This window comes from Nocardioides sp. FY1077, from assembly GCF_058681775.1.
This window is the reverse complement of record NZ_JBZWDB010000002.1, coordinates 906,294-928,771: the sequence shown is the minus strand read 5'-3', so window position 1 is coordinate 928,771 and position 22,478 is coordinate 906,294. Positions and strand designations below refer to the sequence as shown.

The 22,478-nt window shown below is 74.5% G+C and carries 19 protein-coding genes; 6 read left to right on the top strand and 13 right to left on the bottom strand.

The window, feature by feature from the left end; translation table 11 throughout:
- Window positions 1-126: 126 nt before the first annotated feature.
- From deoC to AC4OR8_RS09250, 4 genes are all read left to right on the top strand, one after another.
- Window positions 127-825, top strand: a complete 699-nt coding sequence (gene deoC / locus AC4OR8_RS09265; RefSeq protein WP_492165247.1) for a deoxyribose-phosphate aldolase — start codon at window positions 127-129, stop codon at window positions 823-825.
- An 82-nt stretch (window positions 826-907) separates the two neighbouring features.
- Window positions 908-1,336: a Rieske (2Fe-2S) protein gene (locus AC4OR8_RS09260; protein ID WP_492165246.1), complete on the top strand. Its 429-nt coding sequence runs from the start codon at window positions 908-910 to the stop codon at window positions 1,334-1,336.
- A gap of 33 nt (window positions 1,337-1,369) precedes the next feature.
- Window positions 1,370-1,981 carry an ATP-binding protein gene (locus AC4OR8_RS09255; protein ID WP_492165245.1) on the top strand — a complete coding sequence of 204 codons (612 nt, stop codon included), beginning with the start codon at window positions 1,370-1,372 and terminating at the stop codon, window positions 1,979-1,981.
- The gene (locus tag AC4OR8_RS09250) at window positions 1,978-2,529 is read left to right on the top strand and encodes a hypothetical protein (protein WP_492165244.1); all 552 of its coding nucleotides are present in this window, start codon (window positions 1,978-1,980) and stop codon (window positions 2,527-2,529) included. The genes AC4OR8_RS09255 and AC4OR8_RS09250 overlap by 4 nt, the downstream gene beginning before the upstream one ends.
- A gap of 60 nt (window positions 2,530-2,589) precedes the next feature.
- Here the strand turns inward: AC4OR8_RS09250 and AC4OR8_RS09245 are convergent, their stop codons facing one another.
- Complete coding sequence (locus AC4OR8_RS09245) at window positions 2,590-3,684, bottom strand: adenosine deaminase (RefSeq protein ID WP_492165243.1); 1,095 nt, start codon at window positions 3,682-3,684, stop codon at window positions 2,590-2,592.
- A gap of 57 nt (window positions 3,685-3,741) precedes the next feature.
- Between AC4OR8_RS09245 and AC4OR8_RS09240 the strand changes: the two genes are divergently transcribed.
- Window positions 3,742-4,197, top strand: a complete 456-nt coding sequence (locus tag AC4OR8_RS09240; protein WP_492165242.1) for a MaoC family dehydratase — start codon at window positions 3,742-3,744, stop codon at window positions 4,195-4,197.
- A gap of 59 nt (window positions 4,198-4,256) precedes the next feature.
- On the opposite strand, the gene AC4OR8_RS09235 is transcribed toward AC4OR8_RS09240, so the two are convergent.
- The 12 genes from AC4OR8_RS09235 to AC4OR8_RS09180 all read right to left on the bottom strand — a co-directional run bounded on the left by AC4OR8_RS09235 (window position 4,257) and on the right by AC4OR8_RS09180 (window position 21,138).
- Window positions 4,257-5,684: a GntP family permease gene (locus AC4OR8_RS09235; protein ID WP_492165241.1), complete on the bottom strand. Its 1,428-nt coding sequence runs from the start codon at window positions 5,682-5,684 to the stop codon at window positions 4,257-4,259.
- Window positions 5,685-5,785: 101 nt separating this feature from the next.
- Window positions 5,786-7,291 (bottom strand): fused MFS/spermidine synthase, encoded by a 1,506-nt coding sequence (locus AC4OR8_RS09230; protein ID WP_492165240.1) that lies wholly within the window; start codon window positions 7,289-7,291, stop codon window positions 5,786-5,788.
- A 296-nt stretch (window positions 7,292-7,587) separates the two neighbouring features.
- On the bottom strand, window positions 7,588-8,877 hold the full coding sequence (locus AC4OR8_RS09225; protein WP_492165239.1) for a thymidine phosphorylase: 1,290 nt from the start codon (window positions 8,875-8,877) through the stop codon (window positions 7,588-7,590).
- Between the two features lie 42 nt (window positions 8,878-8,919).
- Window positions 8,920-9,342 (bottom strand): cytidine deaminase, encoded by a 423-nt coding sequence (locus AC4OR8_RS09220; protein WP_492165238.1) that lies wholly within the window; start codon window positions 9,340-9,342, stop codon window positions 8,920-8,922.
- 2 nt (window positions 9,343-9,344) lie between these two features.
- Window positions 9,345-10,673 (bottom strand): ABC transporter permease, encoded by a 1,329-nt coding sequence (locus AC4OR8_RS09215; RefSeq protein WP_492165237.1) that lies wholly within the window; start codon window positions 10,671-10,673, stop codon window positions 9,345-9,347.
- Complete coding sequence (locus AC4OR8_RS09210; RefSeq protein ID WP_492165236.1) at window positions 10,670-11,911, bottom strand: ABC transporter permease; 1,242 nt, start codon at window positions 11,909-11,911, stop codon at window positions 10,670-10,672. The genes AC4OR8_RS09215 and AC4OR8_RS09210 overlap by 4 nt, the downstream gene beginning before the upstream one ends.
- Window positions 11,908-13,488, bottom strand: coding sequence for an ABC transporter ATP-binding protein (locus AC4OR8_RS09205; protein ID WP_492165235.1), 1,581 nt, complete (start codon window positions 13,486-13,488; stop codon window positions 11,908-11,910). The genes AC4OR8_RS09210 and AC4OR8_RS09205 overlap by 4 nt, the downstream gene beginning before the upstream one ends.
- Window positions 13,489-13,644: 156 nt before the next feature.
- Complete coding sequence (locus tag AC4OR8_RS09200; protein WP_492165234.1) at window positions 13,645-14,751, bottom strand: BMP family lipoprotein; 1,107 nt, start codon at window positions 14,749-14,751, stop codon at window positions 13,645-13,647.
- Window positions 14,752-14,862: 111 nt separating this feature from the next.
- Window positions 14,863-16,056, bottom strand: coding sequence for an amidohydrolase (locus AC4OR8_RS09195; protein ID WP_492165233.1), 1,194 nt, complete (start codon window positions 16,054-16,056; stop codon window positions 14,863-14,865).
- A gap of 108 nt (window positions 16,057-16,164) precedes the next feature.
- Entirely contained in the window at window positions 16,165-17,160 is a 996-nt protein-coding gene (gene meaB / locus AC4OR8_RS09190) for a methylmalonyl Co-A mutase-associated GTPase MeaB (RefSeq protein ID WP_492165232.1), read from the bottom strand.
- A 10-nt stretch (window positions 17,161-17,170) separates the two neighbouring features.
- Complete coding sequence (scpA, locus tag AC4OR8_RS09185; protein WP_492165231.1) at window positions 17,171-19,351, bottom strand: methylmalonyl-CoA mutase; 2,181 nt, start codon at window positions 19,349-19,351, stop codon at window positions 17,171-17,173.
- Window positions 19,348-21,138 carry a methylmalonyl-CoA mutase family protein gene (locus AC4OR8_RS09180; RefSeq protein ID WP_492165230.1) on the bottom strand — a complete coding sequence of 597 codons (1,791 nt, stop codon included), beginning with the start codon at window positions 21,136-21,138 and terminating at the stop codon, window positions 19,348-19,350. The genes scpA and AC4OR8_RS09180 overlap by 4 nt, the downstream gene beginning before the upstream one ends.
- Before the next feature lie 172 nt (window positions 21,139-21,310).
- Between AC4OR8_RS09180 and AC4OR8_RS09175 the strand changes: the two genes are divergently transcribed.
- Window positions 21,311-22,387 carry a glycosyltransferase gene (locus AC4OR8_RS09175; protein WP_492165229.1) on the top strand — a complete coding sequence of 359 codons (1,077 nt, stop codon included), beginning with the start codon at window positions 21,311-21,313 and terminating at the stop codon, window positions 22,385-22,387.
- Window positions 22,388-22,478: the final 91 nt, after the last annotated feature.

The window sequence follows — 22,478 nt, the reverse complement described above, 5'->3', positions numbered from 1 at the left end:
GGGACGGGGACGGCGGTCGCGGCGTCGGCGGGCCGCGGCGTGGGCGCGGCGCGGGGCGAGGGAGGCGCGTCGACGCCTGCGAGGCCACCGTCCGGTCCGACGCGCCGCCGAGCCTATGCTGTGCCGGTGAGCGCATCCCCCGACGCCCAGGTCGCCCAGGTCGCCCGGGCCATCGACCACACCCTGCTCAAGCCGGAGGCCACCCGCGCCGACGTCGAGGCCCTGGTGGCCGAGGCCGTCGAGCTCGGCACCTTCTCGGTGTGCGTGTCCCCCTCGATGCTGCCCGTCGCCGTCCCGGAGGGCAGCGACCTCAAGGTCGCGGTGGTCTGCGGCTTCCCGAGCGGCAAGCACACTTCCTCGGTCAAGGCCGCCGAGGCGGCCGGGTCGGTCGCGGACGGCGCCGACGAGATCGACATGGTCATCGACGTCGGTGCCGCCAAGGAGGGTCGCTTCGACGCCGTCCAGGCCGACGTCGCGGCGGTGCGCGCGGCCGTGCCGGCGCCGACGGTGCTCAAGGTGATCATCGAGTCGGCCGCCCTCAGCGACGACGAGATCGTCGGTGTGTGCCGGGCCGCGGCCGCCGCCGGCGCCGACTTCGTCAAGACCTCCACCGGCTTCCACCCCTCCGGCGGCGCCAGCGAGCACGCCGTGCGGCTGATGGCCCGGACGGTGCCGCAGCTGCAGGTCAAGGCCTCCGGCGGTGTCCGCACCCTCGAGCAGGCCCGCGCGATGATGGCCGCCGGCGCCACCCGCCTCGGGGTCTCCGGCAGCCGCGCGCTGCTGGGTGCCGCCGACGAGCCCGCCTCCGGCGACAGCGCCTACTGACCCCTCGCCGGCCGGTGGTCGTGCCCGGGCCCGCCGCCCGGCCGGAGCGCGTGACCGCGGCCGTGCGGGGTACCTGCCCGGCATGACTGCCGAGAAGCCCGTGCCCGTCGCCGAGCTCGCCGGTGGCGCCGTCCGCCTCGTCGGGGGCTGGGTCGTCGGCCTGCGCCGCGGACCGGCCACCGCGGCCGACCCTGCCGGCACCGCTGCCGGCACCGCCGCCGGCACCGCTGCCGCGCCCGAGGACGACGTGTTCGCGGTCTCGCGACGTTGCCGCCACCAGCTCGCCGACCTGTCGAAGGGCACCGTCGACGCCGACGGGTGCCTGGTGTGCCCGTGGCACCAGAGCCGCTACGACGTGACCACCGGCCGCATGGTCGAGGGGCCGCGCGGGTTCCTCGCCTACCACGGTCCCGCCCGCGGCTACCGCCAGGTGGTCAAGGGCTACTCCCAGCTGCTGCGCCTGCGCGTCGGGCGCGCGCGGGTGGAGGGCGGCCGGGTCGAGGTCGACTGAGCGACCCCGGTGCGTCACCGGCACAATGGCCCGGTGCGCGCCCGGGTGATCGTCCTCGCCGGCCCCTCGGGGTCGGGCAAGTCGCGGCTCGCCGAGCGGCTGGGCCTGCCGGTGCTGCGCCTCGACGACTTCTACAAGTCCGGCGGCGACCCCACCCTCCCCCGTGTCCGCGAGGGCAAGAACGCCGGCATCGTCGACTGGGACCACCCCGACTCCTGGCTGCCCGGCGACGCGCTGGCCACGATGGTCGCGCTGTGCCGCGACGGCCACGCCGAGGTGCCCATCTACGACATCGCCCACGACGGGCGCACCGGCGTGCGCGAGCTGCACCTCGACGGGAGCCCGCTCTACGTCGCGGAGGGCATCTTCGCCCAGGACGTGGTGGCCCCGGCCTCCGCCGCCGGGATCCTCGGCGCCGCGCTGTGCATCCGCCGCTCCACCGCCCTCACCTTCGGGCTCCGCCTCACCCGCGACCTGCGCGAGCACCGCAAGCCCCCGCTGGTGCTGGTGCGCCGCGGCCTCGCGCTGGCCCGGGCCCAGCGCGCCGTCGTGGCCGACGCGGTGGCCAAGGGGTGCCGACCGGTGTCGCCCGACGAGGCCGTCGCGGTGGTCGAGGGCCTGCGGGTCGAGACCGCGCGGTCGTGACGCCGCGCGGCGGCCCGCCGCCCGACGTCCCGTTCGGCCCGGCGCTGCGCCAGCCCGACCAGCGCTCGTGCGGGGCCGCGGCCGTCGTCGTCGCACGCATGCTGGCCGACCCGGCGTACGCCGCGCAGGCCCGGTCGCGCTTCGCCGCCGAGGTGCTCACCGCCCACCGCGGGCTCACCGCCCACCGCGACGCCTCCGGCCGGCTGCAGGTGCCGTGGCCCCGCGCGCTCGGCACGCCGCCCTGGGCGGTGGCGCGGGCGCTGCCCGGCGGCCCCCACGTGGTGCGCCGGGCGGCCGGCCGCTTCCCCGACCTGCTCGTCGCGGTGGAGGCCGCGCCGGCGGCGCTGTACGTCGGCGACCGGTGGCTGCCGCGCCACGTGCTGCTCGTGGTCGGCCGCGACGACGCGGGTCGCCTCGGCGTCCACGACCCCGCCACCGGGGGCCTGCGCACCCTCACCCGCGCCGCCTACGACGACCGCACGCTGCCCACCGGCCGCTGGCGCCGCCCCTGGTTCGTCGTGCTCCCCGCGCCCCGCCCGCCGCTGTAATGCGCTGTTGTCACCTCTTCCACCCCGTCGTGACGGGGCAGCAGAGGTGACAACGGCGCGTTACAGCTGACGCGGCGCGGCGGCGAGCGCGGCGTACCCGGGCTTGACGACGTCGTCGATGATCGCGAGGCGCTCGTCGAACGGCAGGAACGCCGACTTCATCGCGTTGACGGTGAACCACTGCAGGTCGGCGAGGTCGTAGCCGAACGCGTCGACCAGCGCGGTCATCTCGTCGGTCATCGAGGTGCGGCTCATCAGCCGGTTGTCGGTGTTCACGGTGACCCGGAAGCGCAGGTCGGTGAGCAGCTTGATCGGGTGCTCGGCGATCGAGGTGGCCGCACCGGTCTGCACGTTGGAGGCGGGGCACATCTCGAGGGGGATGCGCTGGTCGCGCACGTAGGAGGCCAGCCGGCCCAGGGTGACCGTCCCGTCGTCGGCGACCGTGATGTCGTCGACGATGCGGACGCCGTGGCCGAGCCGGTCGGCGCCGCACCACTGGATGGCCTCCCAGATCGACGGGAGCCCGAAGGCCTCGCCGGCGTGGATGGTGAAGTGGGCGTTCTCCCGCTGCAGGTACTCGAAGGCGTCGAGGTGGCGGGTGGGCGGGAACCCCGCCTCGGCGCCGGCGATGTCGAAGCCGGCCACCCCGCGGTCACGCCAGGCGATCGCCAGCTCGGCGATCTCCATCGACCGCGCCTGGTGGCGCATGGCGGTGAGCAGCTGGCGCACGACGATGCGCCCGCCCGCGGCCGCCACGCCCTCGGCGAACCCCTGCTGCACGCACGCCACGACCTCGTCGAGGCTCAGCCCACCGTCGACGTGCTGCTCGGGGGCGTAGCGCACCTCGGCGTAGACCACCCCGTCGGCGGCGAGGTCCTCGACGCACTCGCGCGCCACGCGGGTGATCGCCGGGCCGGTCTGCATCACCGCGACCGTGTGGTCGAAGGTCTCCAGGTAGCGCACCAGCGAGCCCGAGTCGGCCGCCTCCTCGAACCAGTCGCCGAGCGCGGCGGCGGTGGTGGCAGGCAGCTCGTGGCCGACCTCGGCGGCCAGCTCGAGGACGGTCTGCGGGCGCAGCCCGCCGTCGAGGTGGTCGTGCAGCAGCACCTTCGGCGCCTGACGCACCTGGTCGCGCGTGGGGGCGGTAGGTTCCATGGCAGTCATCCTCCCACCCCCCTGACCGGGCGGGGCGCCCGACCCGAGAGGCACCAGATGCGCACCTTCAGCACCTTCGACGAGCTCGCCGACGCCGCCGGGGAGGAGCTCGGCACCAGCGACTGGGTGGAGATCGACCAGGAGCGCGTGAACACGTTCGCCGACGCCACCGGCGACCACCAGTGGATCCACGTGGACGTCGAGCGCTCCGCCGCCGGGCCGTTCGGCGGCACCATCGCCCACGGCTACCTCACGCTCTCGCTCATCCCCTGGCTCGGCGCCTCGGTGTTCGCGCTGGAGACCCCCGGCGCCAAGCTCAACTACGGCGTGAACAAGGTGCGGTTCCCGAACCCGCTGCGCGTCGGCAAGCGCGTGCGCCTCACCGTCACCATGGGTGAGGTCACCGACGTGGCGGCCGGCAAGCAGATCACGCTGCGCCACGTCGTCGAGATCGAGGACGAGGCCAAGCCCGCCTGCGTCGCGGAGACCGTCGTCCTGCTGCTCGCGGGCTGACGCCGCCCGGCACCCGGGCACCCCACCCCCCGGCCGCCGCGCGGCCGGGGGTGCCGCCGTCACGTGGCGGCGGCCACCAGGCTGGCGAGCAGCACCAGCGGCAGCGACACCACCGCGCCGAGCGACGTGGCGAGGGTCAGCGTCTTCAGGCTGCCCTTGGTGCTGAGGTCGAGCAGCGTGGTGAACATCCAGAAGAAGTTGCTGTTCACGTGGAGGGCGAACATCGCGCCCGAGGCGATGGCCAGCGCGATCACGACGGGGTCGACCCCGAGGGAGCCGACCACCGGCGCGATGATGCCGGCCGCGGTGATCGCGCCCACCGAGACCGAGCCGATCGCGAAGTGCAGCACCGCAGCGATGCACCAGGCGAGCAGGATGCTGAGGAACACCGGGGCGCTGCCGTCGGCGGAGAACAGGCTCTCCAGCCGCGCGTCCAGGCCGCTCGCGGCGATGACCGCGCCCAGCGACCCACCGACCCCGGTGACCAGCAGGATCTCGCCGGTGGTGTGGAAGCCGGGCGTCAGCACGCGGCCGACCCCGTCGGCGCCCACCGACGCACGCACCATCACGAACGCGATCAGCAGGCCGATGAACAGCGCGATGGTGGCGTCGCCGAGGAACGTCACGACGGGGTGCGACTCCCCCGCCACGTCGAGGACGGCGCCGGTGGCAATCAGCACCAGCGGCACCAGGATCGGCAGCAGCCGCACCAGCAGCGGGAGGCGTGCGGCGGTACCGGCCGACGGCACGTCCTCGGCCTCGGCCTCGGCGGCGCGCCCGCCGCGCTCGTCGACCGCATGACCGGGGTGGCCCTGCTGGCCGGACCCACCCGCGTGGCCGGCGACGACGGCGTCGGGGGCCAGGTCGGTGTCGGGGCTCCACAGGCCACGGCCCAGCAGCAGCCGGAAGAGGAACGTGGTGATCAGCGCGGTCGCCAGGCCGATCGGCACGCCGTACATCAGGTAGGTGCCGAGCGGGACGCCCATCAGCCCGGCGATCGTCACCGCCGCGAGACCCGGCACCACGAACACGTAGCCCGAGAAGATGCCGATCCCCATCGCCCCGGCCAGCCACGGCAGACCGTGGTCGCGGTCGACGGCGGGCGCCGACTCCTTGGCCATCGGCGCCGCGAGGACCACCTGCACGTCGACGTAGATGGAGGGGAAGATCGTGGACATCGCGGCGGTCAGCGCGTACGGCAGCTTGCGGCCCACGCTGCGCGCGAGCACCCCGACGAGGTCGCGGAACGTGCCCATCGCGTGCAGCAGCGCTCCGATCAGCACGCCGAACCCGATCAGCAGGCCCACCTCGGCCATGATCTCCCCGAACCCGGTGGTGATCTGGGTGACGGTGCCCTCGGCGCCCTGGCCGGTGGCCAGGCCGAGGTAGACGCACGACAGCAGCAGCGAGATCACCGGGTCGACCTTGAGCACGATGATCAGCAGGATCGCCGCGAGGATCGCGATGGCGGAGTGCAGCATCTCCATGGTCGGTTCCGATCTGTCAGGCGGGTGAGCGGGACCACCGTAGGGGACCCCCCTGCCCGGGTCGACGTCCCCCGCCGTGGGAGGTGCTGCGCGCCGGCGGCTCAGGCGCCGGCGTACGGCGTGAGGAGCTGGTCGACCGGGGCGAAGCCGTCGGTGAGCACGTCGGCGCCGTCGGCGAAGTCACCGAGCGCGTCGTCGGCCCGCACCTCCCAGCCCAGGTCGCGCCCGGCCAGGGCCCCCTCCACCGCCGCGACGTCGACGGGCCGGTCGGAGCCGACCAGCACGACGTTGCCACCGTCGGTGCCGGCGAAGGCCGCGGGGCGGGCCAGCACGGCGACGTGGTCGAAGACGGCGGCCACCGTGGCGGTCTCGGCGCGCACGAAGTCGAGGGGGCCGTGGTCGATGAGGTTCATGACGTAGACGCCGTCGTCGGTGAGCACCCGGCGCACCTGCTCGACCGCCTCCCGGGTGGTGAGGTGCCACGGCACGCTCACCCCGCCGAAGGCGTCGCCGACGACGAGGTCGTGGCTGTCGTCGGCGAGCCGGTCGAGGCCGAGCCGGCCGTCCTCCACCCGCACCTGCAGGTCGGGTCCGGTCTCCAGGCCGAGGTAGCGCTCGTCGACCTCGATCACGCCCGGGTCGATCTCCGAGACCAGGCTGCGGGTGCCGGGGCGCACCTGCGCGAGGTAGCGCGGCAGCGTCAGCCCGCCGCCGCCGAGGTGGAACGCCTCGAGCGGTGCCCCGGCCGGGAACGACGCGTCGACCACCGACGCCGCGGCCTGCACGTACTCGAACTCCAGGTGGGTCGGGTCGGCGAGGTCGACGTAGGAATTGCGGACGCCGTCGAGCACCAGCACCCGCCCGGTCGCGCGCTCGGGGTCGTCCTCGACGACCGCGCAGTGGTACGTCGTCTCCACGTCGCAGCCGCCGGGGGCCAGCGCCGTCCCGAGCCCCGCGAGCCCCACCAGCGCGACGGCGGGCAGCCCCGAGCGCGGGCCCCGCACCGGCAGGTCGACGACCACGGCCGCGAGCACGAGCAGCACGCCGAGGCCGACCAGGATGCCGCTGACCGGCACGGTGGAGACCAGCACGAACCCGGTGACGACCGTGCCAAGGATCGACCCGGCAGTGCCGAGACCCGAGAGCCGGCCGACCACGGTGCCGGTCTCCGCCAGGCTGGTGAGCCGCAGCTTGGTCACCATCGGCGTCACCGCGGCCAGCAGCGAGCCCGGCACCAGGATCGTCAGCGTCGCCGCCGGGAGCAGCAGCCCGCCGGAGCTGGCCTCCGCGGCGAGGCGCACCACCAGCGGCGTGAGCGCCACGACCACCCCGGAGACGCCGAGCAGTGGCCCGAGCGTGCGCCGCGGGTCGACCACGTCGGCGGCGCGCCCGCCGGCCCACGAGCCCAGCGCGATCGCGGCCAGCGCGATGCCGATGACCAGGGTGCTGGTCTCCAGCGTCAGCCCGAGGTACGGCGCGAGCAGCCGCAGCGCCACCAGCTCGACCACCAGCACGGCCGCCGACGACCCGAAGACCAGCGCGCCCGCCGTCCGCGGGCCCATCGTGCTCGCAGCGGGCGGCGGGGAGGGTCGGGCGTCGTCGGGCACGGGCAAGATCCTCCCCCACCCCGCCCTGCTGACCCCAGGGCGCCCGCCTCAGTGGTCGGTCGGGGCGCTGCCGCTGGCGCCCGCGCTGGCGCCCGCGGCGCAACTGCACCGTTCGGGCAGGCCCAGGTCCGTGAGCGACCGGGTCGTGTGCCCCGCGACGCGCCTCGCCGCGCCCACAGGCACACGACCCACCCATGACTCGGCGCAGCACCACGCGACCCGACCCGACCCGGGCCAGGCCGACCCGGGCCGGAGGCGGACGACGAACCACGCCAGGGCCGACCCCGGCCCGCGGGTCAGCCGATGCGGTCGATGACCAGGGGGTCGGGTGCGAACGCCGTGCCGGCGGGGGCGATGTCGTAGCCGCCCTCGAGGGAGGCCAGGGCGCGGTCGAAGCGCTCCGGCTCGTCGGTGAGCAGGGTGAACAGCGGCTGGCCGGCGCGGACGTCGTCACCGGGCCGCGCGTGCCAGACCACGCCGGCACCGGCCTGCACCGGGTCCTCCTTGCGGGCTCGGCCCGCGCCGAGGCGCCACGCGGCGAGGCCCACGGCCATCGCGTCGAGGCGGGTCAGCACGCCGTCGGCGGGGGCGGTGACCACGTGCTGCTCGCGGGCCACCGGCAGCGCCGCGTCGGGGTCGCCGCCCTGGGCACGCACCATCGCGGTCCAGGCGTCCATCGCCGAGCCGTCGGCGAGCCGGTCGGCGGGGTCGACGTCGGTGACGCCGGCGGCGGTGAGCATCTCGCGGGCCAGGGCCAGGGTGAGCTCGACGACGTCGGCCGGTCCGCCGCCGGCGAGCACCTCCACCGACTCCGCCACCTCGACGGCGTTGCCGGCGGTGAGCCCGAGGGGGGTCGACATGTCGGTGAGCAGCGCGACGGTGCGGACACCGGCGTCGGTGCCGAGCGCCACCATGGTCTCGGCGAGCTCGCGCGCCCGCTCCAGCGAGGTCATGAACGCGCCGGTGCCGACCTTGACGTCGAGCACCAGCGCGCCGGTGCCCTCGGCGATCTTCTTGCTCATGATCGACGACGCGATCAGCGGGATCGCCTCCACGGTGCCGGTGACGTCGCGCAGGGCGTACAGCTTCTTGTCGGCCGGGGCGAGGCCGTCGCCGGCGGCGCAGATGACCGCGCCCACCGACTCGAGCTGGGCCATCAGCTCGTCGTTGGTGAGACCGGCGCGCCAGCCGGGGATCGACTCGAGCTTGTCGAGGGTGCCGCCGGTGTGGCCGAGGCCGCGGCCCGAGAGCTGCGGCACCGCCACGCCGCAGGCCGCGACGAGGGGCGCGAGCGGCAGCGTGATCTTGTCGCCGACGCCGCCGGTGGAGTGCTTGTCGGCGGTGGGCCGGGAGAGGGCGGAGAAGTCCATCCGCTCGCCGGAGGCGATCATCGCGGCGGTCCAGCGGGAGATCTCGGCGCGGTCCATCCCGTTGAGCAGGATGGCCATCGCGAGCGCCGACATCTGCTCGTCGGCCACCTCACCGCGGGTGTAGGCGTCGACGACCCAGTCGACCTGGCTGTCGCTCAGCCGAGCGCCGTCCCTCTTCGCGCGGATGACCTCGACCGCGTCGTGTGCTGCCGCCATGTCGTGTGCTCCTCTACCCCGGGCCTCGCGGACCCGAGCACCCTAGGCGGAGCCGGCTCCGGGGCGCGCACCGAGGTCGTCGGGGCCGAACGCGTCGGGCAGCACCTCGTCCATCGTGCGCACTCCCGAGACCGTCCAGAGCAGCAGGGTGCGCCCGCCGTTCTCGAACAGCAGCTGGCGGCAGCGTCCGCACGGCATGATCACCGCGCCGTCGCCGTTGACGCACACGAAGTGGGTGAGCCGGCCGCCGCCGGTGACGTGCAGCTGGCTCACCAGCCCGCACTCCGCGCAGAGGGTGACGCCGTAGGCGGCGTTCTCCACGTTGCAGCCCACCACGACGCGCCCGTCGTCGACGAGCGCGGCGGCGCCCACGCGGAAGCGCGAGTACGGCGCGTACGCGTGGGCGGCGGCCGCCACGGCGGCGGCGCGCAGCGCCTCCCAGTCGACCCCGACGTCGGTCGTCACCGTCAGGCCTTCACGAACGGTTCGCCGTCGGCGGCGGGCGGTCGCACCCGGCCCACGAAGCCGGCGACCACCACCACGGTCGCCAGGTACGGCAGGGCGCCGATCAGGTCGCCGGGGATGCGGTCGACCAGGCCGAGCTGGGTGCCGAGGTTGCGCATGAAGCCGAAGAACACCGCCGCGACGGCCGCCCAGACGGGGTGCCAGCGGCCCATGATGACCGCGGCGAGCGCGATGAACCCGGTGCCGGCCGACATCTCCTTGTCGAAGGCGCCCGAGCTGCCGACGGTGTAGTACGCACCGCCGAGGCCGGCGAGCAGGCCTCCAAGCAGCACCGCCTGCCAGCGCAGCCGGTTGACCTTGATGCCGACGGTGTCGGCGGCCTTCGGGTGCTCCCCGACCGCGCGCACCCGCAGGCCCCAGCGGGTCTGGAAGAGCAGCAGCGCCACCAGCGCGACGGCGGCGTAGGTCAGGTAGACCAGGATCGTCTGGTCGAACAGCGCCTCGCCGATGACGGGGATCTCGCTGAGCCCGGGCACCGCCACGGGGTCGAGCGGGTCGGGGTTGTTCAGGTCGCCGGACTTGTCCCCCGGGATCTGGCCGAGCAGGAAGCCGGTCAGGCCGGTGGCGAAGGCGACGATCACCACGCCCAGCACGACCTGGTTGACCTGGTAGCGCAGCGCGAACAGCCCCAGCAGGCTGGAGACCAGCATGCCGGCGAGGGCGCCGCCGAGCAGGCCGAACGGCGCGCACAGCGCGAGCGGGATGAACGCCAGCGACGACAGCGCGACGCTGGCGAAGACCGAGGCGGTGAAGGCACCGGCCAGGAACTGGCCCTCGATGGCGATGTTGATGACGCCGGCGCGCTCGCAGACGACGCCGGCCAGCGCACCGAGCACCAGCGGGGTGGCGATGCTGACGGTGCCGGGGATCGGGTTGGAGATCGAGGCCTGGAACCCCTCGCCCTGGTCGGCGAAGGACCACACCATGAAGGCGACGTAGAACGACAGGCCCACCACGACGTAGAGCAGGACGCCCAGCGCCCCGCGCGGCACCCGGTCGGCCAGCGCCAGCGCCAGCGCGACCACCGCCGCGGCCAGCGCGACCCAGTTGGCCAGCGACCCGTCGAGCGCGCGGGGCTGGGAGTCGGCCGAGCGCTGCGCCTCGAGCAGGTAGGTGACGGCGAAGGAGTCGGTGGTCAGGCGGAACAGCAGCACCAGCAGCGCGGCCAGGGCGAACACGACGACGAGCCGCACCTGCCGGCGTGCGTCGGCGCGGTCGCGCACCTGTCCCTCGGGCGCGTCGTGACGCGCGGGCGCCTCGGTGACGCTCATCCTCCCCATCCCTTCGCCTCGACGCTGGAGCCCTGCCCGCGTCCCTTGATCCGGAAGATGCCGCGCACCAGCGCCGGGGCGGCGACGAACAGCACGATCAGCGCCTGCAGCACCTGCGAGAGCTCGGGGGCGATGCCCGCCGCGCCCTGCATGGAGAGCCCGCCGGCCGACAGCGCGCCGAAGAGCAGCCCGGCCAGCACGGTGCCGAGCGGGGTGGCCCGGCCCAGCAGCGCGACGGTGATCGCGTCGAAGCCGACGGTGCCGGCGACCTGGTCGGTCACGGAGTTCTGCTGGCCCAGCACGGTCATGGTGACCGCGAGCCCGGCCAGCAGGCCGGCCAGGGTCATCGCGGTGACGTAGACGCGCGGCACGCTCATGCCGGCGGTGCGGGCGGCGTCGGGGTTGGCCCCGGCCGCGCGCATCTCGAAGCCCAGCGTGCTGCGCTCCAGCAGCCACCACACGGCGAGGGCGGCCAGCACGGCCAGCACGATGCCGAGGTGGAGCCCCCCGATCGACGGGAACGCCGCACTGTCGGCCACCGGCGGCGACAGCTTGTTGTCGCTGTTGGGCCGTTGGAAGGCCTCCAGGCCCAGGAAGTACAGCACCACGAAGCGGGCGACGTTGTTGAGCATGATCGTGGTGATCACCTCGTGGGCGCCGGTGCGGGCCTTGAGCAGCCCGATCACCCCGCCCCACAGCGCGCCGGCGAGCAGGGCCGCGGCCAGCGCGGCCAGCGCGTGCAGGCCGGTCGGCAGGTCGAAGGTGAAGCCGACGTAGCCGGCGGCGAGGCCCGCGACCAGCATCTGGCCCTGGGCGCCGATGTTGAACAGCCCTGCGCGGAACGCCAGGCTCACGCCCAGGCCGGCGCAGATCAGCGGCGCGGCCCGGTTCAGGGTGCGCGTCAGCGCGTCGGTGCCGCCCAGCGAGCCGTTGGCCAGTGCGGCGTAGCCGTCGCCGACCGCCTCGCCGGCGAAGCGGAAGAAGTCCCAGGGGTAGCTGAAGAAGTACGGCAGCGACCCGAGCACCTTCTCGGTGGAGAAGATGATGAGCAGGGCCCCGACGACCAGTGCCAGGAGCACCGCCAGGACGCTGTCGACCACGGTCGGCAGGAACGCCGTGAGGTCGCGCCGCTGCCGGGGCGCGGTCGCGGCGTCGTGGGGGTCGACGGAGTCGGGGTCGACGACCGGCGCGGGACCGCGGCCGGTGCCGGGCGATCCGGGCGGGGTGGGGGTGCTCATGCGCCCGCTCCCCCGACCCGTGTGGAGCCGCTCGCGGGCCTGCCGGACGAGCCGGTGGTCTCGGCGGAGCGGTCGGTGGCACCGGCCATCATCAGGCCGATCTCCTCTCGGGGGATGTCGGGCGTGACGGTGCCGACGATGCGGCCGTCGTACATGACCGCGATGCGGTCGGAGAGCGCGAAGACCTCGTCGAGCTCGGTCGACACGATGATCACCGCCGTGCCCTTGTCGCGCTCCTCCACGATGCGGCGGTGGATGAACTCGATGGAGCCGACGTCGACGCCGCGCGTGGGCTGGGAGGCGATCAGCACCTTCAGCGGCCGGGAGAACTCACGGGCCACCACGACCTTCTGCTGGTTGCCGCCCGAGAGCGCGCTGACCGGCGTCTCCATGGTCTCGGTGCGGATGTCGAACTCCTCGATGCGCTGGCGGGCGTTGTCCTCGATGGCCCCGCGGCGCAGGGCCGGTCCGCTGGCGAACTTCTCGTCGCGGAACAGGTCGAGCACGAGGTTCTCCCGCACGCTGAACGAGCCGACGTAGCCGTCGTGCGAGCGGTCCTCGGGCACGTAGCCGATGCCGTCGGCCAGGCTCTGGCGCGGGCCGTGGCGGCTGATGTCGCGCCCGTCGAGCCAGATCTCGCCGGCGTCGGGGCGCACCAGCCCCAGCAGCGACTTGATCAGCTCGGTCTGCCCGTTGCCCTGCACCCCGGCGATCCCCAGCACCTCGCCGGCGCGGGCCTCGAACGAGACGTCCTTGACGACCTGGTGGCCGCGCGGGTCGATCACGGTGACGCCGCGGGCCTCGAGCACGGGCGCCCCGGCGGAGGCGGCGCCCTTGTCGACGACCAGCTGCACCGAGCGGCCGACCATCATCTCGGCGAGCTCGGCCTCGGTGGCGGTGGGGGCGGCGGTGCCGACCACCTTGCCCCGGCGGATGACGCTGATCCGGTCGCCGACGGCGCGCACCTCGCGCAGCTTGTGGGTGATGAAGATGATCGAGGTGCCCTGCGCCTTGAGCTCGCGCATGATCCCCATGAGCTCGTCGATCTCCTGCGGGGTGAGCACCGCGGTGGGCTCGTCGAGGATCAGCACCTCGGCCTCGTTGGCCAGCGCCTTGATGATCTCGACGCGCTGCTGCACGCCCACCGGCAGGTCCTCGACCAGCGCATCGGGGTCGACCGCGAGGTGGTAGCGCTCGGACAGCTCACGCACCAGCCGGCCCGCCGCCTTGCGGTCGAGCAGGCCGAGGCCGGGCACCCCGCGGGTCTGCTCGCGCCCCAGCATCACGTTCTCGGCGACGGTGAACGGCGGCACCAGCATGAAGTGCTGGTGCACCATGCCGATGCCGGCAGCGATCGCGTCGGCCGGGGAGGCGAAGGCGACCGGCTCGCCGTCCACCCGGATCTCGCCCTCGCTGGGGTCGAGCAGGCCGTAGAGCATGTTCATCAGCGTCGACTTGCCGGCGCCGTTCTCCCCGAGCAGGCAGTGGATCTCCCCCGGGGCGATCGTGAGGTCGATGCCGTCGTTGGCGGTGAAGGAGCCGAACCGCCTGGTCAGGCCCCTGATCTCGAGTTCCATCTGCTCCCTCACGACGTACGACGGTCGTTCCCCGGTCACGACCGGGGAACGACCTGGTGAACCCCGTCAGGTCGGGGCGGGTGTCCCCGCCCCGACCTGTCGGGGGTGCTGCGGTGCTGCCGGGTGCTGCTGGGTGCTGCCGGGTGCTGCTGTCGGTCAGCCGACGGTGACGTCGCCCGCGATGATCTCCTGCGAGAGCTCGTCGATCGTGGCCTGCAGCTCGGGGTCGACGTCGTCGCTGAACGGGGCCAGCTTGACGCCCTCGTTCTCGAGGGTGCCGACGTAGATCTCGTTGTCGAACTCGTCCTTGGCGGAGGCCAGGACGGCGTCCTGCACGGCGACGTCCATGCCCTTCATGACCGAGGTCAGCAGCACGTCGCAGTACTCCTCGGCCGAGACGCAGCCGTCGGTGTCGACCCAGATCGCCTTGACGTCCTCGTCCTGGGCGGCCTGGAGGCCACCGAGGCCCGCGGGGCCGGCCACCGGGAAGATGACGTCGGCGCCCTGGTTGATCATCTCGGTGGCCGTCGACTGGCCGAGGTTCTTGTCCTCGAAGTCGTTGGTGAACGAGCCCTTCTGGGTCTCGGGGTCCCAGCCGATGACCTGGACGTCGGAGCCGGTGTCCTCGTTGAAGCGCTCCACGCCCTGCACGAAGCCGGTCATGAAGACGGTCACGGTCGGGATGTTCAGGCCGCCGAAGGTGCCGACGACGCCGGACTCGGAGGAGGCCGCGGCGGTGTAGCCGGCCAGGTAGGACGGCTCGGCGGTGTTGAAGGTGAGGCCCTTGACGTTGGGCGGCGCGATGTTCTCGCCCTTGTCGTCGGTGTAGGCGAAGTCGACGATGGAGAAGTCGACGTCCTTGTTCTTCTTGGCCGCGGCCAGGGTGGCGTCACCGAGGAGGAAGCCGACCGTGGTGATGCTGTCGCAGCCCTGGCTGACCAGCTCGGCGATGTTGTCGTTGAACTCGGAGGGGTCGTTGGACTCGACGTCGGCCTCCTCCATGCCGTAGGCCGCCGCGGCGTCGGTGAGGCCCTTGCGGGAGGTCTCGTTGAACGACTTGTCGTCGAAGCCGCCGGAGTCGGAGACCATGCAGGCCTTGGCGTCGGGGAACTGCTCGGACGGCTCGGCCGAGGCCGACTCGGAGGAGCTCGGCGACGAGCTGGACGTGGGGTCCTCGCCGGCGGTGGTCTCGCGCTCGCCGCACGCGGACAGGGACAGGGCGGCCAGGGCGGCCACCCCAGCGATTCGGGCCGTCTTCTTCACGGCGATCCTCCTGGGTTCAATGACTGGGACCCCGCAGCGCGGGGCACATCGGGTCACCCTAGGTGCGTGCCGGACCGTTGTCGGCCGGGGAGGCCACATTTGGCGAGGTTGTTACCTGTCGGTGACCAAGCTGCGCACCGCGGCCTCCGCGAGCAGCCGGGCGCCGATGCCGATGGCGCGCTCGTCGACGCGCAGGTTGCCCTGGTGCAGGTCGTACGACGGGCCGCCGGGGGTGCGGGTGCCGAGGCGCAGCATCGCCCCGGGCACCTGGTCGAGGTACCACCCGAAGTCCTCGCCGCCGAGGCTCTGCGGGGCCAGCACCTGCGCCTCGGGGCCGAGCACGTCGCGCACCACGTCGACCAGCACGTGGTGGGAGGAGGCCTCGTTGACCACCGGCGGCACGCCGCGCTGGTAGTCGAGGTCGGCGGTGACGCCGTAGGGGCGCACCACGTCGTGGACGACCTCGCGCACCAGCTTCTCGCAGTCGGCCCAGGCCACCGCGTCGCGGATGCGGATCGTGCCGGCCACCAGCCCGCGCCCGGGGATCACGTTGGCCGCGGAGCCGGCGTTGACGATGCCCCACACGACGCTGACCCCGGCGCGGGGGTCCAGGCGGCGCGACAGGATCGCGGGCAGCTCGGTGACGATCTTGGCCAGCGCGAAGGTGAGGTCGCCGGTGAGGTGGGGGCGCGAGGTGTGGCCGCCGGTGCCCCTCAGCCGGATCTCGAGCTTGTCGGTGGCGCTGGTCAGGGCACCGAGGCGCAGCCCGATCTGCCCCACGTCGACGCCGGGGTCGCAGTGCAGCGCGAAGGCCCGGGAGAGGTTCTCCAGCCGGCCCTCCCGCATCAGGTGGAGCGCCCCGCCGGGCATGACCTCCTCGGCGGGCTGGAAGAACAGCCGCACCCGCCCCGGCAGCAGGCCGGCGTCGTGAACGGCGACCAGCGCGTGCGCCGCACCCAGCAGCGCGGTGGTGTGCACGTCGTGGCCGCAGGCGTGGGCGACGCCCGGCACGGTGCTGGCCCAGGGGTCGTCGGTCTCCTCCTGCACCGGCAGCGCGTCGAGGTCGGCGCGCAGGCCGACGGCGGGGCGGCCGTCGTCGGGCCCGAGCTCGGCCACCAGGCCGGTCTGCGGCAGCCGCTCGACGTGCCAGCCGGCGGCCTCGAGCCGAGCGGCGACGACGCCGGTGGTGCGGGTCTCGGCCCACGACAGCTCGGGGTGCGCGTGCAGGTCGCGGCGCAGCGCCACCAGCTCCGCGTCGTGGCGCGCGACGACGTCGGCGATGAGCGCGGAGACGTCGGAGGGCACCTCCAGGAGACTAGTTCACGACCCGCGGGCGTCGTCCGGGTGTCCGGCGCACCCCGGGGTAGCGGCCCGAGGCCGGCCCGGGGGTCGGCTCGGTGCCGCGGAGCGGGCTCAGCCGGCGTCGTACGCCGCGAGCAGCCGGTCGGCGGCCACGGTGGCCGGCAGGTCGCCGGCGAGCACGGCGGCGCGCACCTCGTCGCGCACCGCCCGCACGCCCGGGGAGTGCCGCAGCCGCTGGTCGAGCTCGTCGCGCACCATCGCCCAGGTGAAGTCGAGCTGCTGCTCGGCGCGCTTGGCGGCCAGCCCCTGGGTGCCGAGGTGGTCGCGGTGGGCCAGCACCCGGTCCCACAGGTCGCCCACGCCGACGTCCTCGAGCGCGGAGCAGGTCACCACCGGCGGCGCCCACTCCCCCTTGCCGCGCACCATCCGCAGCGCCCCGGCGAGGTCGCGCGCCGCGGCGCGGGCCTCCTGCTCGCGGTCGCCGTCGGCCTTGTTGACCGCGATCACGTCGGCGATCTCGAGGATGCCCTTCTTGATGCCCTGCAGCTGGTCGCCGGTGCGGGCCAGGGTGAGGAAGAGGAACGTGTCGACCATGCCGGCCACCGTCACCTCCGACTGGCCCACGCCCACGGTCTCGACCAGCACCACGTCGTAGCCCGCCGCCTCGAGCACCGCCATGGCCTGCACGGTGGCCCGGGCGACCCCGCCGAGGGTGCCGGCCGACGGCGAGGGCCGGATGTAGGCCGCGGGGTCGGTGGCCAGGCGTCCCATGCGGGTCTTGTCGCCCAGCACGGAGCCGCCGGTGCGCACCGACGACGGGTCGACGGCCAGCACGCCGACGCGCTGGCCGGCGGCGGTCAGCCGGGTGCCGAGGGACTCGATGAACGTCGACTTGCCGACGCCCGGCACCCCCGAGATGCCGACGCGCACCACCGCGCCGCCGGAGCGGCCCCCCGCCGGGGCGGCCTCGGCGAGGGTGGTCAGCAGCTCGCGGGCCAGGGCCCGGTGCTGCGGGCGCGAGCTCTCCACCAGCGTGATCGCCTGGGAGACCGCGGCCCGGCGCTGGTCGCGGACCCCCGCGACCAGCGCCTCGACGTCGACCGGCACGGGGCGGGCGTCAGTGGCCGAGCTGCTCGCGCAGCGCGGCCAGCAGGTCGAGGGCCGAGTCGGCGATGACGGTGCCGGGCAGGAACACCGCAGCGGCCCCGGCCGCGCGCAGCGTCGCCACGTCGTCGGGCGGGATCACCCCGCCGATCACGACCATGATGTCGGGGCGCCCCTGCTCGGCGAGGGCGTCGCGCAGCGCCGGCAGCAGGGTGAGGTGTCCGGCGGCCAGCGAGCTGACGCCCACGATGTGCACGTCGGCGTCGACGGCCTGCTGGGCCACCTCCTCCGGCGTGGAGAACAGCGGGCCCACGTCGACGTCGAAGCCCATGTCGGCGAACGCCGACACGATCACCTTCTGGCCGCGGTCGTGGCCGTCCTGGCCCATCTTGGCGACCAGGATGCGCGGCCGGCGTCCCTCGGCCTCCTCGAACGCCGCGGTCGCCTCCAGCACCTGCGTGACCTTGCCCGCGCCGGGCCCGCCGCCGCTGCCCGACTCGTCCCTGAACACGCCGCTGATCGTACGGATCACGGCCTGGTGGCGGCCGTAGACCTTCTCCAGGGCGTCCGAGATCTCCCCCACCGTGGCCTTGGCCCGCGCGGCGTCGACCGCGAGCGCCAGCAGGTTGCCCTCGAGCGAGCCGGTCGCGGCCGGCCCCTGCTCGGCGGAGCGGGTGAGCGCCTCCAGGCTGCGGCGCACCTCGTCGTCGTCGCGCTCGGCGCGCAGCCGCTCGAGCTTGGCGAGCTGCTGGCGGTAGACGTCGTCGTTGTCGACGCGCAGCACGTCGAGGGCGTCCTCGGCGGCGAGGCGGTAGGTGTTCACGCCGATCACTTTCTGGGCGCCGGCGTCGATGCGCGCCTGGGTGCGGGCCGCGGCCTCCTCGATGCGCATCTTGGGGATGCCCTGCTCGATGGCCTTGGCCATCCCGCCGGCCCGCTCGGCCTCCTGGATGTGCGCCCACGCCTTCTCGGCGAGGTCGTGGGTGAGGCGCTCGACGTAGTAGGAGCCGCCCCAGGGGTCGATGGTGCCGGTGGTGCCGCTCTCCTGCTGCAGCAGCAGCTGGGTGTTGCGGGCGATGCGGGCCGAGAAGTCGGTGGGCAGCGCGATGGCCTCGTCGAGGGCGTTGGTGTGCAGCGACTGGGTGTGGCCCTGGGTCGCGGCCATCGCCTCGAGGCAGGTGCGCTGCACGTTGTTGAACACGTCCTGCGCGGTCAGCGACCAGCCGCTGGTCTGGCTGTGGGTGCGCAGGCTCAGCGACTTCGGGTTCTCCGGGCCGAACTCGCGCACCAGGCGTGCCCACAGCGCGCGGGCGGCGCGCAGCTTGGCGACCTCCATGTAGAAGTTCATCCCGATGGCCCAGAAGAACGACAGCCGCGGGGCGAACTGGTCGATGGTCATGCCGGTGCCGAGGCCTGCGCGGATGTACTCGACGCCGTCGGCCAGGGTGTAGGCCAGCTCGAGGTCGGCGGTCGCCCCGGCCTCCTGGATGTGGTAGCCGGAGATCGAGATGGAGTTGAAGCGGGGCATCCGCGCCGCGGTGTAGCTGAAGATGTCGGAGATGATCCGCATGCTCGGCTGCGGCGGGTAGATGTAGGTGTTGCGGACCATGAACTCCTTGAGGATGTCGTTCTGGATCGTCCCCGTGAGCTGCTCGGGGGCGACCCCCTGCTCCTCGGCCGCGGCGATGTAGAGCGCCAGCACCGGCAGCACGGCGCCGTTCATGGTCATCGACACCGACATCTCGTCGAGCGGGATGCCGTCGAAGAGGGTGCGGGTGTCGTAGATGGAGTCGATGGCCACCCCGGCCATGCCGACGTCGCCGCGCACCCGCGGGTGGTCGGAGTCGTAGCCGCGGTGGGTGGCCAGGTCGAAGGCGACGCTGAGCCCCTTCTGCCCGGCCGCCAGGTTGCGCCGGTAGAAGGCGTTGGACTCCTCGGCGGTGGAGAAGCCGGCGTACTGGCGGATCGTCCACGGCTGGGTGGTGTACATCGTCGGGTAGGGCCCGCGCAGGAACGGGCTCAGGCCGGGGTAGGTGTCGAGGGCGTCGAGGCCCGCGACGTCGTCGGCGGTGTAGTGCGACTTGATCTCGATGCCCTCGGGCGAGGTCCAGGGCGTGCCGCCCGCCACGGGCGGCGCGGCGGGACCGGCCTCGCCCACGAGCGGCAGGCCGGCGAAGCTGTCGGGGATCGTCACTGCAGCTGCTCCCTCGTGCGGGTCAGGAACGCCAGGGCGTCGACACCCAGGGCGCAGGAGTCGTCGGTGCCGTCCATCGGCTTCCCGGCCACGACGACGTGGGCGGCGCCGGCCGCGCGCAGCGCCTCCGCGGCGGCCGGGCCCCACGCGGCGTACGTCGCGTCGCTGCCGGCGAGCACGGCGACGCGCTGGCCGGCGTACGCCGCGAGCAGGGCCTTCACGTCGGCGGTGGCCCCGGCGACGTCGACGCCGATGCCGCCGGCGGCCAGCAGGTTGGCCGCGAACGTCGCCCGCGCGGTGTGCGTGGCCACCGGACCGAGGGTGGCCAGGAACGCGCGGGCCGGCGGCGGGTCGTCGCGCAGGGCCTCGAAGGCCGCGCCGTGGCTGCGCACGTGGTCGAACGCGCCGTCGGGCTCGCGCTCCAGCAGCCGCTCCGCGGGGTCGGGGAACTCGGTGAGCCCGGTGATCGGGCGGGCCCGCCGGGCGACCTCGCGGTCGCGCTCGTCGGCGGTGGCCGCCAGGCGCGCGCGCAGGGAGCCGTCGGCCAGGGCGGCCACCGCCCCGCCGGCCTCCTCGGTGCGACCGAGCTCGGCCCACCCGGCGACCGCGAGGTCGTCGGTGAGCGCCTCCACGGCGTAGGACCCGCCGGCGGGGTCAGCGACCTGCGCGACGTGGGACTCGTCGACCAGCAGGGCCGAGGTGTTGCGTGCGACGCGGCGCCCGAGCACGCCGGGGCGGCCCAGCGGGCTGTCGAACGGCAGCACGGTCACCGCGTCGGCACCCCCGACGCCGGCGGAGAACGCCGCGACGGTGGTGCGCAGCATGTTCACGTAGGGGTCGTAGCGGCTCATCATCGGCCGGCTGGTCACGACGTGCTGGCGCTGCGTGAGCTCGGCGGCACCGCTGAGCTCGAGCACCCGCGCCCACAGACGACGTGCCGCCCGCAGCTTGGCGATGGTGGCGAGCTGGTCGTCGGTCGCGGCGAGGCGGAACTCGAGCAGCCCGGCGGCCTCGTCGACCGACAGCCCCGCGCCGGTCAGCACGCGCAGCACGTGCGCGCCTGCGGCGCAGGCCCAGCCCAGCTCCTGGGCGTCGGAGGCACCGAGGTCGTGGGCGGCGGTGGCGTCGACGACGACGCCGAGCACCCCGCGCTCGAGCGCGAGGCGGGCGACCGCCACCAGGTCGTCGTCGCCGCCGGGGGCGGCGCCGCTGCGCAGCGCCCCGGCCAGCGGGTCGGCACCGAGGTTGGTGCCGGGCGCCGGCGTCGCGCCGACGTGGTCGAGGTGGTCGGCGTACGCCCGGGCGACGTCTGTCTGCTCACCGGTCGGGGCGTCGAGCACGACGGGTGCGAGGTCGAGGAGCACCCCGGCCAGCAGGGTGGCGAGGTCGGTGGTGGTGGTGGCGTGCACCCACAGGGAGGTGACCCCGCCCTCGAGGTCGACCAGGGCGGCCTCGTTGGCCGCCGCCTCGGGCTGCCGGCCGAGGTGGGCCCGCACGTCCCAGCCGCCCGACCGGGTCGGGCGCCCGCCGGTGACGACCCGCTCCAGCACGTCGGGGGTGCCGAGCGGGGTGACCACGACGCCGTCGAGGGTGGTGCGGCCCAGCTCCTCCCACACCAGGGAGTCGGGGTCGTCGTCGCGCAGGCGGCGAGCCTTGCGCAGCACTCCCGCCGCGGAGCGCTCCCAGTCGGCGCGCGTCCACCGGTCGTCGTCGCCGGCGAGCCGCAGCGAGCCCTGCTCGGGCTCGAGGTCGGTGCGGTCGTCGAGACCACCTTCGACTTCTGTCATGGCGGCACCCTAGGGACGCGACGTGACGTCGGCCACCGACTGTGACCTTCCCGACGCGGCCCGGGGTCAGACGCGGCCCCGACGCGGCCCCGGCGCCGCGGTGCCCCGCGTGTTCACCCGCCCGCCACCGTCGCGGGTGCGCCACGACACCCGGCGGGCCCACGGTGGGTGCATGCGCATCGCCCTGGTGACGGAGTCCTTCTTCCCCGCAGTCGACGGCACGACCACCACCGTCAAGGCGGTGGTCGACCGGCTCGTCGACCTCGGCCACCAGCTGCTGGTGGTGGCCCCCGGCCCCGGGCTGTGCTCCTACCGCGGCGCCCGGGTGGTGCGGGTCAGCCCGCTGATGAAGCCCGGCAGCCAGGTCCGCGCTGCGCTCGACGCGTTCGACCCCGACCTCGTGCACGTCACGAGCCCCGGCACCCTCGGCCGCAAGGCCCTCAAGCACACCAGCGCCACCGGCGTACCCAGCGTGGTGGTGCAGCAGTCGATGCCGCGCGACCTCACCTGGGAGCGCTGGCGCACCACCGTCGCCGAGCGCGCCGACCGCGTCGTGGTCACCGCCCCGTGGGTGCGCGACCGGTTCGCCTCCCTCGGCGTCGCGGCCACCCTGTGGCTGCCCGGCGTCGACACCCTCGCCTTCACCCCGGCGCTGCGCGACCAGTGGCTGCACGACCACTGGGCGCGGGCCCGCTCGCGCTCCGGTCCCCTGGTCGTCGTCGGGTACGTCGGGAGCCTGCACCGCCGCCACGGCGTGCGCCGCCTGGCCGAGCTCGCCGACGTGCCGGGCATCCGGCCGGTGCTGGTCGGCACCGGTCCGCAGCGCGACTGGCTGGCCGACCGGCTGCCGGGCGCCAAGCTGACCGGCGCGCTGTCCACCGGCGACCTCACCGTGGCGATGGCCAGCCTCGACGTGATGGTGCACCCCGGCGAGCAGGAGTCGTGCTGCCACGCGCTGCGCGAGGCCGCGGCCAGCGGCGTGCCGGTGGTGGGCGCGCGCAGCGGTGGCGCCCGCGACGTCGTGCGCCCCCTCGAGACGGGCCTGCTCTACGACCCCGCCCGTCCCGGCGCGCTGGCCGGGGCGGTGGCCGCGGTGGCCGCCGACCCCCAGCGCCACCTGCTGGGCCAGCGGGCGAGGGCCCTGGCCGAGGAGCGCAGCTGGACCACCGCCGTCGACGAGCTGTGGGCGGGCCTGCAGCCCGCCGGAGCCGCGCCGACGACGGCGTCCGGCGCCGTCGGCGTGTCCTGACCTGTCGCGCCCGGCTGCGCAAGGGCCGCACCGCGCCGGGGGCGCGGGATTTGTCACACCGGTGGGGTGGGAGCCGACCCCTCGCCGGGAG

Excerpts from the sequence above, each read along its gene's own strand:
- AC4OR8_RS09260 (WP_492165246.1), top strand. The coding sequence starts at position 908 with ATGACTGCCGAGAAGCCCGTGCCCGTCGCCGAGCTCGCCGGTGGCGCC.
- AC4OR8_RS09245 (WP_492165243.1), bottom strand. The coding sequence starts at position 3,684 with ATGGAACCTACCGCCCCCACGCGCGACCAGGTGCGTCAGGCGCCGAAG.
- AC4OR8_RS09240 (WP_492165242.1), top strand. The coding sequence starts at position 3,742 with ATGCGCACCTTCAGCACCTTCGACGAGCTCGCCGACGCCGCCGGGGAG.
- AC4OR8_RS09235 (WP_492165241.1), bottom strand. The coding sequence starts at position 5,684 with ATGGAGATGCTGCACTCCGCCATCGCGATCCTCGCGGCGATCCTGCTG.
- AC4OR8_RS09225 (WP_492165239.1), bottom strand. The coding sequence starts at position 8,877 with ATGGCGGCAGCACACGACGCGGTCGAGGTCATCCGCGCGAAGAGGGAC.
- AC4OR8_RS09215 (WP_492165237.1), bottom strand. The coding sequence starts at position 10,673 with ATGAGCGTCACCGAGGCGCCCGCGCGTCACGACGCGCCCGAGGGACAG.
- AC4OR8_RS09210 (WP_492165236.1), bottom strand. The coding sequence starts at position 11,911 with ATGAGCACCCCCACCCCGCCCGGATCGCCCGGCACCGGCCGCGGTCCC.
- AC4OR8_RS09205 (WP_492165235.1), bottom strand. The coding sequence starts at position 13,488 with ATGGAACTCGAGATCAGGGGCCTGACCAGGCGGTTCGGCTCCTTCACC.
- AC4OR8_RS09180 (WP_492165230.1), bottom strand. The coding sequence starts at position 21,138 with ATGACAGAAGTCGAAGGTGGTCTCGACGACCGCACCGACCTCGAGCCC.
- AC4OR8_RS09175 (WP_492165229.1), top strand. The coding sequence starts at position 21,311 with ATGCGCATCGCCCTGGTGACGGAGTCCTTCTTCCCCGCAGTCGACGGC.